A 12,144-nucleotide genomic window follows, 5' to 3' on the forward strand; every position below is an offset into this window, starting at 1 on the left:
CACAGCACCACGTCGTCAGAACCTTACCGGTGCACGGCCGCGTTGTGGTGACACGACGAGGTGGGGCTGGCAGACACGCGATGTGTCTGCCAGCCCCACCTCAGTCCCGGTCAGTGGTCCAGTTCGGCCTCGGCGCGCGCGATGGCCTCGAACTCTTCCTCCGGCGCGTTGGCCACAAGGCGATGACGGGAGTAGAACCAGAAATACGCGATCGCGGCGAGGAAGATCGCCGCGACGATGGCCGCGGCGAGCAGGTCGACCAGGAACACCGCGATCAGCGCCGTCACCGCGAGGACCAGCGCGACACTCGTTGTCGCGATGCCGCCCGGGGTGCGATACGGCCGCTCCATGTCCGGTTCGCGCTTCCGCAGCACGATGTGCGCGACCATCATCAGCACGTACGACACCGCGGCGCCGAATACCGCGATCTGGATCATCAGATCGCCCGCCTGCGTGATGGAGGCCAGCGCGAAGCCGATCGTGCCGGGGATGATCAGCGCGAGATAGGGCGTGCGCCTGCTGCCGGTGACCGACAGCCAGCGTGGCAGATACCCGGCCCGCGACAGCGCGAACAACTGCCGCGAGTAGGCGTAGATGATCGAGAAGAAGCTCGCGATCAGCCCGGCGAGTCCGATGTAGTTGACGAAGTCCGCCAGGAAGGTGTTGCCGCCGTAGGCCTCTCGCAGCGCATCAGGCAGCGGGTTGTCGGAGTCCATCAGCGCCTGCGCTCCCGCACCGCCTGGCGCGGTCACCAGGATCAGCGCGGCGGTGACCAACAGGATCGCCATGCCGACGATGATTCCCCTTGGCATGTCGCGCTTGGGGTCGCGCGCCTCCTCCGCCGCGAGCGGGACGCCCTCGATGGCGAGGAAGAACCAGATCGCGAAGACCAGCGCGCCCCACACCCCCACGACGCCGAACGGCAGGAACGAGCTGGCGCCGAACGCGTCGGTCATCGGGACGTCGAACAGGTTGTCCACGTCGAACTCGCCGATCATGCCGACCACGAACACCACCAGCGCGACCAGAGCGAACCCGGTGATCACGAACATCAGCCGGAGCGCCTCGCCGACGCCCCACAGATGGATGCCGACGAAGATCGCGTAGGTGACGAGGAAGACCGGCCAGCCGCTGGTCAGGCCGAACAGCCCGAGCGCTTCGACGTAGCCGCCGATGAACACCGCGATCGCGGCGGGCGCGATCGCGTACTCGATGAGGATCGCGGTGCCGGTCGCGAAGCCGCCGAGCGGCCCGAGCGCCCGGCGCGCGAAACCGTAGCCCGCTCCCGCCACCGGCATGGCCGCGCTCATCTCCGCGAGGCCGTAGACCATGCAGGTGTACATCGTCGCCATCAGCACGGTGGCGATCAGCAAGCCGCCCCAGCCGCCCTGGGCGAGCCCGAAGTTCCAGCCCGCGAAGTCACCCGAGATCACGTACGACACGCCGAGTCCGGCGAGTAGTACCCACCCTGCCGCGCCACGGCGCAGCGAGCGCTGGTCGAAGTACTCCTGACCCTTGCGTTCGTAGTCCACGTCTACGCCGTGGCCGTGGACGTGGACGTGGGTGACGTCCGCCCCGCGCTTTCGGCCCTGTTCCATACCGGGCTGTTCCGTACCGGCCATCGCGCTCCCTTTCCTGCTGCGTGGCAGTAGATCGACGTCGGGCCGACCGCCGGGTTTCAATGGTCTAGGGTCGGTCCATTGCCAGATGGATGGTGAGAGTGGCATGGATCACTCGAAGGTGTCAAGGTCATCCTCGTGGCGTCCGCCGCGCCGCCGAGAACCCGGTTCCTCGCCCACCATTGACCGCGAGCCCGGTTGGTGGTTGCATAACTTAAAGGACTGTTCTTAGACCTTTAGTTCGGCACTGCGGCCGCGTGACTGGCGTACGCGGGCAGGAAGGAGCGGCGATCGTGTCCGCACAGCAGGGATTACTCACCGTCGACGAGCTCCGTGCGCTGGTGGACGCGGGCGAGATCGACACCGTGCTCGTCGCCGCGACGGACATGCAGGGGCGGCTGCAGGGCAAGCGGTGCGCCGCCGGCTACTTCCTCGAGGAGGTGTTGCCGCACGCCTCGGAGGCGTGCAGCTACCTGCTCGCGGTCGACGTCGACATGAACACCGTCGACGGGTACGCGATGTCGTCATGGGAGCGCGGCTACGGCGACTTCGTGCTCCGGCCCGACCTCGCGACACTGCGCAGGGTGCCCTGGGCCGACGCGACCGCGCTCGTGCTGTGCGATGTGCAGTGGGAAGGCGGCGACCCGGTCACCGCGTCGCCCCGGCAGGTGCTGCGCAAGCAGCTGGACCGGCTCGCCGAGCGGGGACTGCGCGCCTACGTCGGCACCGAGCTGGAGTTCATCGTCTTCAACGACACCTACGAGAGCGCGTGGCGAGGCGGCTACCGCGACCTCGAGCCCGCCAACCAGTACAACGTGGACTACTCGATGCTCGGCACCGGCCGGGTCGAAACGCTGCTGCGGCGCATCCGCAACGGCATGACAGGCGCCGGAATGTACGTCGAGTCGGCCAAGGGCGAGTGCAACCTCGGCCAGCACGAGATCGCGTTCAAGTACGACGAGGCGCTCACGACCTGCGACAACCACAGCATCTACAAGACCGGCGCGAAGGAGATCGCCGCGCAGGAAGGCATGAGCCTGACCTTCATGGCGAAGTTCGACGAGCGGGAGGGCAACTCCTGCCACATCCACATCTCGCTGCGCTCGGCAGGCGGCGACCCCGTCCTCGCCGGGGACGGACCGCACGGGTTCTCCCCGCTGATGGAGCACTTCCTCGCCGGGCAACAGGCCTGCCTGGCCGAGCTCACCTACTTGTTCGCGCCCAACGTCAACTCCTACAAGCGCTACCAGCCGGGCAGCTTCGCGCCGACCACCGTGGCGTGGGGGCTGGACAACCGCACATGCGCGCTGCGGGTGGTCGGGCACGGGCCGTCGCTACGGGTGGAGAACCGGGTGCCCGGCGGCGACGTCAACCCGTACCTCGCCGTCGCGGCGCTGGTCGCTGCCGGGCTGCACGGCATCGAGCACGAGCTGGAGCTCGAACCCGAGTTCACCGGCAACGCCTACACCGCCGACCTGCCACAGGTGCCCGCGAACCTGCGCGACGCAGCCCAGCTGTTCTCCGAGAGCAAGCTCGCCCGCGCCGCCTTCGGCGAGGACGTCGTCGACCACTACGCCAACGCCGCCAGGGTGGAGCTGGCCGCCTACGACGCGACCGTGACCGACTGGGAGAGGTTCCGTGGTTTCGAACGGCTCTAGCGCGACACGGCCGCTGATCGGGCTCACCACCTACGCCGAGCGGGCACAGACCGGCGTCTGGGACACCGGCTTCGCGCTGCTGCCCTACAACTACGTCGAGTCGGTCAGCCGTGCGGGCGGTGTGCCGGTGCTGCTGCCGCCGATCGACAACACGGCGCATGGTGCCGAGGAGGTCATCGCCGCGCTCGACGGGCTGGTGGTGTCCGGCGGCGCCGACATCGACCCCGCCCGCTACGGCCACCAGCCGCACCCGGCGACCACCGCCACCCGCCCCGGCCGCGACGGGTGGGAAGCGGAGCTGGTGCGCCACGCGCTGCCACGGGACCTGCCGGTGCTCGGCGTGTGCCGCGGCGCGCAACTGCTCAACGTCGCGCTCGGCGGGACGTTGCACCAGCACCTTCCCGACGTGGTCGGGCACGAGACGCACCGGCCGGGACCAGCCGTGTTCGGCACCATCCGGGTACGGCTGGCGGCAGGCAGCCTCGCCGCCAGCATTCTCGGCGACGAGGTCACGGTGCCGTGCTATCACCACCAGGCGCTCGACCGGATCGCCCCGGCGCTCACGACGACCGGCTGGGCCGCGGACGGCACCATCGAGGCCGTCGAACTGCCAGGGCACCGCTTCGTGCTGGGCGTGCAGTGGCACCCCGAGCAGGACGCCGACGACCTTCGTCTCTTCCAGGCACTCGTGACCGCCAGCACAGCGGCACGCCACGACACGAAAGAGAGCCAGTGACGACGTTCGACGTGATCAACCCCGCGACCGAGCAGCTGGTGCGGAGCGTGCCGCTGGCAGGCGTCGATGAGACCTCCGAAGCCATCGCGCGCGCCACGCGGGCGCAACGGCGGTGGCGCACTGTCGCACCCGCCGACCGGGGACGGCTGCTGCGCCGGTTCGCCGACGCCGTCGACGCCGACCTGGGGCACCTGGCCGAGCTGGAGGTGCGCAACTCCGGGCACACCATCGGCAACGCACGCGGCGAGGCGGGCAACGTCCGGGACGTGCTGCACTACTACGCGGCCGCGCCGGAACGGCAGTTCGGCAGGCAGATCCCGGTCGAGGGCGGCGTTGACATCACCTTCGCCGAGCCGCTCGGCGTCGTCGGGATCATCGTGCCGTGGAACTTTCCGATGCCGATCGCGGCGTGGGGCTTCGCGCCAGCCCTCGCCGCGGGTAACGCCGCGGTGCTCAAACCCGCCGAGCTCACCCCGCTGACCGCGCTGCGGCTGGCCGAGCTGGCACGGGAGGCGGGCATCCCGGAGGACGTCTTCCAGGTGATCCCCGGCAAGGGCGCTGTGGTCGGCGAGCGGTTCGTCACCCATCCCGACGTGCGCAAGGTGGTCTTCACCGGCTCCACAACGGTCGGCAAGCGGATCATGGCGGGCTGCGCCGAGCAGGTGAAGCGGGTGACCCTTGAGCTGGGCGGCAAGAGCGCCAACATCGTCTTCGCCGACGCCGATCTGGAACGGGCAGCGGCGACCGCGCCGTACGGCGTATTCGACAACGCGGGACAGGACTGCTGTGCCCGCTCCAGGATCCTGGTGCAGCGCGACGTCGTCGACGACTTCATGGCGCTGCTCGAACCCGCCGTCACCGGGGTGAAGGTCGGCGATCCCGGCGACGAGTCCACCGAGATGGGGCCGCTGATCTCAGCGGCGCAGCGCGAGACCGTGGCGTCCTTCGTCCCCGACGACGCCCCGGTCGCGTTCCGGGGCAGCTGCCCTGCCGGGGCGGGCTATTGGTTCCCGCCGACTGTGCTCGCGCCGGTCGATCTGGAATCACGCGCGTGGCGCGAGGAGATCTTCGGGCCAGTCGTCGCGGTGATGCCGTTCGACGACGAGGCCGACGCGATCCGCATCGCCAACGACACCGACTACGGTCTCGCGGGCTCGATCTGGACCCGCGACGTCGGCAAGGCGCTGCGGGTGGCGCGCGGCGTCGAGAGCGGCAACCTGTCCGTCAACTCGCATTCGGCCGTGCGGTACTCGACGCCGTTCGGCGGCTTCAAGCAGTCCGGCCTCGGCCGGGAGCTCGGCCCGGACGCGCTGGCCGCGTTCACCGAGACCAAGAACGTGTTCATCAACACCCAGGAGTGAAGCCATGACCCAGCGACTCGACGGCAAGGTGGCCGTGGTGACCGGCGGCGCGAGCGGGATCGGCCTCGCCGCCGTGCGCAGGCTCGCCTCGGACGGCGCGACGATCGTGATCGGCGACGTCGACCCGGGCGCGGGCAAGGCCGCCGCCGACGAGGTGGGCGGGCTGTTCGTGCCGACCGACGTCACCAGCGAGACCGACGTCGCGAACCTGCTCGCCGCGGCGGACGACAGCTACGGCGCGATCGACATCGCTTTCAACAACGCGGGCATCTCGCCGCCGGACGACGACTCGATCCTCGACACCGATCTCGACGCCTGGCGCAGGGTGCAGGACGTCAACCTCACCTCGGTGTACCTGTGCTGTAAGGCGGTCATTCCGTACATGCGGCGGCAGGGCAAGGGCTCCATCATCAACACCGCGTCGTTCGTGGCTGTCATGGGCGCCGCGACGTCGCAGGTCTCCTACACCGCGTCCAAGGGCGGCGTGCTCGCGATGTCGCGAGAACTCGGCGTGCAGTTCGCCCGCGAGGGCATCCGCGTCAACGCGCTGTGTCCCGGCCCGGTCAACACGCCGCTGTTGCAGGAGCTGTTCGCCAGGGACCCGGAGAAGGCGGAGCGCCGCCTGGTGCACGTGCCGATGGGCCGGTTCGCCGAGCCGGAGGAGATCGCCGCGGCGGTGGCGTTCCTGGCCAGCGACGATGCCTCGTTCATCACCGCGTCCACGTTCCTTGTCGACGGCGGCATCTCCAGCGCCTACGTCACCCCGCTGTAAGCGCGGCTCATCCGGCGGTCCGGCCACCATCCGTACTGTGCCGGTAGATTCCATTCCGACAGGAAGTAAGCCGAACTGGCAGGTCAAACGAGTGAGCCAGTCGACTGACTTCCGGTCTACTTGGTAATTTCGTGGTGTCAGACCATGAACCATTGAGGGCCGGAGGCCGCCGTGGCGAGCAGTCAAGAGGCGACCCCGCTCGAGTCGGCAGGCACCGTCGATGCGTTGTTCCGGCCGGTCAGGGCGGGCAACGCCTTCGAGGAGACCGTCGAGCGGTTGCTGCAAACGATCCGGCTCGGCGTGGTCGATCCCGGCGAGCGGCTGCCTGCCGAGCGAGACCTCGCCGCCCGGTTCAACGTCAGCAGGGTCACGCTGCGGGAAGCGATCCGCGCGCTGGCGCAAGCCGGATACGTGGAGTCGCGCCGGGGCCGCTACGGCGGCACGTTCGTCAGCCGCACGCCGCCACGGCCGCGCAAGCGCGACCTCAAGCGGATGGCGAGGCAGCTTGGCGACGGGCTGGACGACGCCCTCACCCTGCGCTACGTCCTCGAGGTGGGCGCGGCGGAGGCGGCCGCGGCGCGCGAGCTGTCCGACACGGAGCGGGACTACTTGCGGCGCAGGCTCGACGAGTGCGGCGGGGCGACGCTGGACAGCTACCGGCGGCTCGACTCCCGGTTCCACCTCGCCATCGCCGAGCTCAGCGGCTCATCCTCACTGACATCCGCCGTCGCCGACGCGCGGATGCGGCTCAACGAACTGCTCGACGCGATCCCGCTACTGACGCGCAACATCGAACACTCGAACCAGCAGCATGCCGCCATCGTCGAGGCGATCATCGCCGGTGACCAGGACGCCGCGCGACAGGCGATGGCAGAGCACGCGGCAGGCACCGCGTCACTGCTGCGCGGGTTCCTCGCCTGAGGCAGCCGGAGCCGGCCTCAGCTCTTCTCAAGAAAGTCCGCCCTGTCCGGGTCGATCAAGTCGGTGACAAGGTGTGCGAGGCCGAGGTGGCCACCAAGCGATGGGTCGTCGGCGACGATGCGCAACGCCGCCTCTCGCGCGTCGGCGATCATGTCCTCGTCAGCCAGCAACGACAACAGCTTGAGGCCAGAACGCTTGCCGGATTGTGCCGCGCCGAGAATGTCACCCTCCCGGCGTAGTTCCAGGTCTTTGCGGGACAGCTCGAAGCCGTCCAGCGTCGACTCGACGGCGGCCAGTCGTTCTCGCGCGGCCGTGCCCGCCAGCGTCTCGGTGACCAGCAGGCACAGCCCAGGAACGTCGCCCCGGCCGACCCGGCCGCGCAACTGGTGCAGCTGAGAGAGCCCGAACCGCTCGGCGTCCATGATCACCATCGCGGTCGCGTTCGGCACGTTCACGCCGACCTCGATCACCGTCGTCGCCACGAGGACGTCGACCTTGCCCGCCGCGAACGCCCGCATCACGGCGTCCTTATCCTCGGCGGCCAGCCTGCCGTGCAGTACCCCGACGCGCAGTTCGGACAGCGGACCGTTCTCCAGCTCGGCGGCCATGTCGAGCACCGAGATCGCGGGCCTGCCTTCGCCGTTGTTCGAGGGTGGCTCGTCACCGATCCTCGGGCACACCACGTACGCCTGGTGGCCCTTGCGCACCTCCTCCACGATGCGCTGCCATGTCCGCTCCAGCCAGGCTGGCTTCTCCGCGGCGGGCACCACGCTCGTCTTGATCGGTGACCTGCCCGCGGGCAGCTCCCGTAGCGCCGAGATCTCCAGGTCGCCGTACACCGTCATCGCCACCGTGCGCGGGATCGGCGTCGCGGTCATGACCAGCACGTGCGGGCTGGTGAAGTCCGCACCCCGCGACCGCAGAGCGTCCCGTTGTTCGACGCCGAACCGGTGCTGCTCGTCGACGACGACCAGCCCGAGATCAGCGAACGACACGGTGTCCTGGATCAGCGCGTGGGTGCCGACGATGATCCCCGCCGCGCCGCTCGCCGCGTCCAGCAACGCCTGTTTGCGCTGCTTCGCCGTCATCGAGCCGGTCAGCAGCGCCACCCTCGTCGCGCCATCGGCCGCACCCAGCTCCCCGGCGCAGCCGAGGTCGCCGAGCAGTTCCCGCAGTGAGCGAGCGTGCTGGGCGGCGAGCACCTCGGTGGGCGCGAGCATCGCTGCCTGCTTGCCCGCGTCGATGACCTGCGCCATCGCCCGCAGCGCCACCACGGTCTTCCCGCTGCCGACCTCGCCCTGCAGCAGCCGGTTCATCGGATGGTCCTGCGCGATATCCGCCGCGATGTCCTCACCGACCTCCCGCTGCCCGTCGGTGAGGGTGAACGGCAACCGTTCGTCGAACGCCTCCCGCAACCCGCCGGACACCGGCGGGCAGGCGGGCGCGGGACGAGACACCGCCGACATCCTGCGCTCCGCGAAGATCAGCTGGATCGCCATCGCCTCGTCCCACTTCAACCGCTCGCGGGCGACGTCGAGCGACTCGAAGTCCGGCGGCCGGTGGATCAGCCGCAGCGCGGCGTCGAGGCTGGCGAGCCCGCGCGTGGCGAGCAGTTCTGGCGGCATCGGGTCGTCGTCGATCTCCACCATGTCGAGCACCTGCCGCACGCAACGCGCGATCACCCAGGACTGCATCCCCTCCGCGGCGGGATACACCGGGATGATCTCGCTGACGAACTCGTCGACTGACGACGCGCTCATGTCGTCAAGCAGCTCGTACTCCGGGTGCGCGAGCTGCAACACCCGCCGGTACTCGGACACCTTGCCGGCGAACAGGCCGGTCTTGCCCGGCCGCAGTCGCTGTGCGTGGAACTTGGCCTTGTTGAAAAACGCGCAGCGCAGCTGCTTGCTGCCGTCGGTGATGGTGACTTCGAGGATGCTGCCCTTGCGGTTGCGCATGGTGCGGACGTTGGCGTTGACAACCCGCGCCATCACGGTGACGTGTTCGCCCTGCTCAAGCCCGGCTATCTCGGTCAACGCGCCGCGATCGGAGTAGCGGCGCGGGTAGTGCCGCAGCAACTCCCCAACGGTGGTGATCTCCATCGTCTTGGCAAGCAAGTTCGCCGATCGTGTCCCGATCAGCGACTTGAGGTCGTCGCGCAGCGTGGCCACGGTTGCTACTCCACTCCGAACGTCAGCATCGACTCGGTCTGTCCACCCTGGTACGCGGCGAATTCGACCTCGGGATGCGCCCGCGCGAGCCGTTCGGCGACGGCGGCGTCGATCCCCTCCGGCGCCCGGGCGCCGAGCAGCAGGGTGACGAGCTCGCCACCCGCGCTCAACATCCGTTCGACCACGCTCATCGCCGCGTCCGCGGCTACGGTAGCCGACGGCACCGACACTCCCGGTTCGATCAGCATCACCTCGCCGTCGACGAACCCGACCAGATCACCCGCGTGCACCCGGCCCACCCAGGTCATCGCGTCCTCGGCGGCGACGAGCAGCTCACCCCTGCGGGTGGCGGCGGCGGCCTCGGCCATCGCGACGACGTCGTCGGCGGCCCTGCGCTCGACGTCGTGCACCGCGATCGCGGCGAGCACCTGCACCGGCGACGCGCACGGGATGACGACGACGTCCTTGCCAGCCGTCACCGCGCGTTCGGTCGCGGCTTCGACGACGCCGGTCGTCTCCGCGCCAGCGGGCAGCACCACGACGTGCGACGCACGCAGCTCGGTGACGGCACGCATGACCCGGTCGATGCTCAGCGGGGTGCGGCTGTCGCACGCCAGCGCCCGCACACCCTCCTGGCGGCACAGCTCGGCGAACGGGCGACCGTGGACGACGGCGAGCACGGCCCTGCCGCCGAGCAGCGAGCCGCCAGCCACCGCGAGCGACTCCACCCGCACGTCACGCGGCCTGCCGACGTCCAGCCCAGCCTCGAGCGCCGCGCCGATGTCCGCGCAGTGCACGTGGACGGCGTGGCTGCCAGCGCCGTCACCAGCGATGGTGACGCAGTCGCCAAGCGAGCTGAGCCGATCCCGCAACTCGGGCAGGGCCATGTCCGACATCCCGTCGAGCAAGTACATGACCTCCCACGGCTGGGAGCTCTCGGTGAGCCTGCCCTGCGACGGCACCGGGTCCGCGCTGCCCGCGAACTCCGGGCGCTGCCTGGCCGGCCTGCCAGCCACCACACCGGCGAGCTCATCCAGCACGGCGAGCACGCCGCGTCCGCCCGCGTCCACGACGCCCGCGTCCGCGAGCACGGCGAGCTGCCGCGGGGTTTCGACGAGCGCCTCGGCCGCCGCATCCGCCGCTGCCTCCGCGACGGCGGCGACGCCGCCTTCCGTTGCCTCCTCCGCGGCGCGCGCGGCGGCAGCCAGCACGGTGAGCATCGTCCCGTCCACCGGCCGGGCGACAGCGGTCGTCGCTGTGCGCTCCGCCTGGGCGAGGGCGGCGGCGAGGCCGGGGGCGTCGACCACGGCGGCGTCCCCGGCGGAATCCGCGATGCCCCGCAGCAGCTGCGACAGGATCACCCCGGAGTTGCCGCGCGCTGCCCGCACCGCGCCTCGCGCGAACACCGCGAGCGCCGCACCAGCGCCGTCGTCCGGATTGCCCGGTCCGTGCAGCATGAGGGCGTCCCGTGCGCCGGTGACGGTGTAGAGCAGGTTGGAGCCGGTGTCGGAGTCCGGCACCGGGTAGATGTTGATCCGGTCGATGTCAGCGCGCAGCGCGTCGAGCACGGTGACGCAGGACGTCGCCCACTCCCGCACCGCAGCCGCGTCAACAGCCCGCATACCTACCTCGGAACCTCTGCCTGAGTCGCCACCGTGTGCCTTCTGTGCCTGCTGTGTCGTCCGTACCGGCTGGGTCGCTCGCGCCGGCGCCCAGTGCGGCGCCGGAACCGCGTCCGACCTGCCGATCTACCCGTGCGGGAGGGACGTCTCGTAGCCTGTGCTCAGCAAGCCTATCGACCCCGGTGCGCCCGGCGAGACCGCACCGGATACCCTATCCGAGTCGCCCGATGCGTTTCGGGCCTGCACATTTCTTTCCCTGATCTAAGGAGTGTTCGACGTGGCTGCCGTGTGCGACGTCTGCGGTAAGGGGCCGGGCTTCGGCAAGTCGGTCTCGCACTCCCACCGGCGCCACAACCGCCGGTGGAACCCCAACATTCAGACTGTTCACGCCAAGATCGGTCTTTCCGGTAAGAAGCGCATGAACGTCTGCACCTCGTGCCTGAAGGCTGGCAAAGTGACCCGTGTGAGCCGCACCGCGGTCTGACGTGTGAGCACTGCTCGCAGGTTCGAACCGATATCAGCGCGGCGCGAGAGCGCGAACTGACGAACCCCGGCGTGACCTGGTCACGCCGGGGTTTCGCGTGTGTGGGGTGCTGCCGCTAGGGCAGCTTCCAGTCGATGGGGGCCGCACCCTGCTTTTCCAGCAACTCGTTGGCACGACTGAACGGGCGGGAACCGAAGAAGCCGTTGTGCGCCGACAGCGGGCTCGGGTGCACCGACTCGATGCAGCGGTCCGCGCCGATCAGCGGCTTGAGCTTGCGGGCGTTGCTGCCCCACAGGATCGCGACCAGCGGCTCGTCTCGCGTCGCGAGCGCGCGGATGGCCTGCTCGGTGATCTCTTCCCACCCCTTGCCCTGGTGGGAGTTCGGCTTGCCTGGCTGCACACTCAGCGCTCGGTTCAGCAGCAGCACACCCTGCTCGGTCCACGGGGTGAGGTCACCATTGGACGGCAGCGGGTGGCCGAGGTCGTCCGAGTACTCCTTGAAGATGTTGACCAGGCTCTTCGGCAGCGGCCGGACGTCCGGCGCGACCGCGAAGCACAGCCCGATGGGATGGCCAGGCGTCGGGTACGGGTCCTGGCCGACGATCAGCACCCTGACGTCGTGGAACGGCTGTTTGAACGCCCGCAGCACGTTCTCCCCCGACGGTAGGTAGGTGCGTCCCGCCGCTATCTCCGCGCGCAGGAACTCTCCCATCCGCGCGATCTTGGGCGCGACCGGTTCGAGGGCCGTCGCCCAGCCTGCTTCAACGATCTCTTCGAGGGGCCGTGCTGCCATGCCGCCT

The 12,144-nt window shown here is 69.7% G+C and carries 10 protein-coding genes; 6 read left to right on the forward strand and 4 right to left on the reverse strand.

Annotated elements, in window-relative coordinates:
• Positions 1–110: 110 nt before the first annotated feature.
• Positions 111–1,622 (reverse strand): ethanolamine permease, encoded by a 1,512-nt coding sequence (gene eat, locus AMYHA_RS20000; protein WP_231104836.1) that lies wholly within the window; start codon positions 1,620–1,622, stop codon positions 111–113.
• A gap of 290 nt (positions 1,623–1,912) precedes the next feature.
• On the opposite strand from eat, the gene AMYHA_RS20005 reads away from it, so the two are divergent.
• The 5 genes from AMYHA_RS20005 to AMYHA_RS20025 all read left to right on the forward strand — a co-directional run bounded on the left by AMYHA_RS20005 (position 1,913) and on the right by AMYHA_RS20025 (position 7,067).
• On the forward strand, positions 1,913–3,277 hold the full coding sequence (locus AMYHA_RS20005; RefSeq protein ID WP_034278102.1) for a glutamine synthetase family protein: 1,365 nt from the start codon (positions 1,913–1,915) through the stop codon (positions 3,275–3,277).
• The gene (locus tag AMYHA_RS20010) at positions 3,258–4,013 is read left to right on the forward strand and encodes a gamma-glutamyl-gamma-aminobutyrate hydrolase family protein (RefSeq protein WP_034273492.1); all 756 of its coding nucleotides are present in this window, start codon (positions 3,258–3,260) and stop codon (positions 4,011–4,013) included. Before AMYHA_RS20005 ends, AMYHA_RS20010 begins: the two co-directional genes overlap by 20 nt.
• Entirely contained in the window at positions 4,010–5,374 is a 1,365-nt protein-coding gene (locus tag AMYHA_RS20015; protein ID WP_034273494.1) for an aldehyde dehydrogenase family protein, read from the forward strand. The genes AMYHA_RS20010 and AMYHA_RS20015 overlap by 4 nt, the downstream gene beginning before the upstream one ends.
• A 4-nt stretch (positions 5,375–5,378) precedes the next feature.
• Entirely contained in the window at positions 5,379–6,146 is a 768-nt protein-coding gene (locus AMYHA_RS20020) for a 3-oxoacyl-ACP reductase (RefSeq protein ID WP_034273496.1), read from the forward strand.
• Positions 6,147–6,317: 171 nt separating this feature from the next.
• Positions 6,318–7,067 (forward strand): FadR/GntR family transcriptional regulator, encoded by a 750-nt coding sequence (locus tag AMYHA_RS20025; protein WP_034273499.1) that lies wholly within the window; start codon positions 6,318–6,320, stop codon positions 7,065–7,067.
• Between the two features lie 17 nt (positions 7,068–7,084).
• Here the strand turns inward: AMYHA_RS20025 and recG are convergent, their stop codons facing one another.
• Both recG and AMYHA_RS20035 read right to left on the reverse strand, forming a co-directional pair.
• Complete coding sequence (recG, locus tag AMYHA_RS20030; protein ID WP_034273502.1) at positions 7,085–9,238, reverse strand: ATP-dependent DNA helicase RecG; 2,154 nt, start codon at positions 9,236–9,238, stop codon at positions 7,085–7,087.
• A gap of 5 nt (positions 9,239–9,243) precedes the next feature.
• Positions 9,244–10,860, reverse strand: a complete 1,617-nt coding sequence (locus tag AMYHA_RS20035; protein ID WP_034273505.1) for a DAK2 domain-containing protein — start codon at positions 10,858–10,860, stop codon at positions 9,244–9,246.
• Between the two features lie 277 nt (positions 10,861–11,137).
• Between AMYHA_RS20035 and rpmB the strand changes: the two genes are divergently transcribed.
• Positions 11,138–11,344 carry a 50S ribosomal protein L28 gene (rpmB, locus tag AMYHA_RS20040; RefSeq protein ID WP_034278105.1) on the forward strand — a complete coding sequence of 69 codons (207 nt, stop codon included), beginning with the start codon at positions 11,138–11,140 and terminating at the stop codon, positions 11,342–11,344.
• 115 nt (positions 11,345–11,459) lie between these two features.
• On the opposite strand, the gene AMYHA_RS20045 is transcribed toward rpmB, so the two are convergent.
• The gene (locus AMYHA_RS20045; protein ID WP_034273508.1) at positions 11,460–12,137 is read right to left on the reverse strand and encodes a uracil-DNA glycosylase; all 678 of its coding nucleotides are present in this window, start codon (positions 12,135–12,137) and stop codon (positions 11,460–11,462) included.
• Positions 12,138–12,144: the final 7 nt, after the last annotated feature.

The sequence above is a fragment of the Haloechinothrix halophila YIM 93223 genome, assembly GCF_000504245.1.
GTDB lineage: Bacteria > Actinomycetota > Actinomycetes > Mycobacteriales > Pseudonocardiaceae > Haloechinothrix_A > Haloechinothrix_A halophila.

Bases quoted from the DNA above. Each gene is read 5' to 3' on its own strand.
- eat (WP_231104836.1), bottom strand. From the start codon at position 1,622: ATGGCCGGTACGGAACAGCCCGGTATGGAACAGGGCCGAAAGCGCGGG.
- AMYHA_RS20020 (WP_034273496.1), top strand. From the start codon at position 5,379: ATGACCCAGCGACTCGACGGCAAGGTGGCCGTGGTGACCGGCGGCGCG.
- AMYHA_RS20035 (WP_034273505.1), bottom strand. From the start codon at position 10,860: ATGCGGGCTGTTGACGCGGCTGCGGTGCGGGAGTGGGCGACGTCCTGC.
- AMYHA_RS20045 (WP_034273508.1), bottom strand. From the start codon at position 12,137: ATGGCAGCACGGCCCCTCGAAGAGATCGTTGAAGCAGGCTGGGCGACG.